Origin of the sequence: Enterobacter cloacae complex sp. S3 (assembly GCF_014930495.1) — a bacterium.
Lineage (GTDB): Bacteria > Pseudomonadota > Gammaproteobacteria > Enterobacterales > Enterobacteriaceae > Enterobacter > Enterobacter asburiae_B.
On the sequence record NZ_JADBRD010000050.1, the window covers coordinates 1 to 1,033 of the forward strand.

A 1,033-nucleotide genomic window follows, 5' to 3' on the forward strand; every position below is an offset into this window, starting at 1 on the left:
CTATGCACCAGTGTAATATTCAGCGGCTGCGTTTCTGGTGTTTTTTCGTTATGTCTGTCGCCACTTTCTCGCGTCTGGCACCGGAAACGCAGCCAACCCCGTTTCAGCGGTGCGGCCAACGGATGTTATGGTAAATTAGGCGCATGATAACTCATTCCGTATATATTATTTTCTTTAGTAACGTATGGACAGGATATTGGTAAATGGATTCAGTAAAAAAAACGGGATTGATGAAGCTGAAATGCAGGTAATGCTGCCAACTTACTGATTTAGTGTATGATGGTGATTTTAAGGTGCTTGCGTGGCTTCCATTTCCATCAGATGTCCTTCCTGCTCCACTACTGAAGGCGTGGTGCGTAACGGCAAAAGCACTGCCGGACATCAGCGCTATCTCTGCTCTCACTGCCGTAAAACATGGCAACTACAGTTCACTTACACCGCCTCTCAGCCCGGTACGCACCAGAAAATCATTGATATGGCCATGAATGGCGTCGGATGTCGCGCCAGTGCACGCATTATGGGCGTTGGCCTCAACACGGTTTTACGTCACTTAAAAAACTCAGGCCGCAGTCGGTAACCTCGCGCATACAACCGGGCAGTGATGTGATTGTCTGCGCTGAAATGGACGAACAGTGGGGCTACGTCGGGGCTAAATCACGTCAGCGCTGGCTGTTTTACGCGTATGACAGGATAGGGGTCCGCTTGGAAAACGGAAATTTTCCTACGTTAAGCGTTTTGAGCTTAACGAGTGATTTCGTTCCATTGAGCGCGAACCCCTGACCGTAAGGGATGTACGGAACGATCTGACTGTCCGTTAACAGTTTTGCTTACTTTCGTACATGTTATTGGCATGGTGTACGCAATCGTTCGGTTTCGGACACAGAAACGCTGTAGCCCCGCGAACCGAGTGATATCCAATAGCCGATTGGTTAAAAAGTAGTCTTAGCGTAGGTTATTTTCCCTTTTCCAAGCGGACCCCTATCTGGCCCCATGGGTAATACGCCACTTGAATTAACGCATCCTGTAAGGGAAA

General features: G+C 48.5%; 1 pseudogene. It reads left to right on the forward strand.

The window, feature by feature from the left end:
* Positions 1-301: 301 nt before the first annotated feature.
* Positions 302-693: pseudogene (locus IM317_RS21720) on the forward strand (IS1 family transposase); the annotation flags it as partial.
* Positions 694-1,033 lie beyond the last annotated feature (340 nt).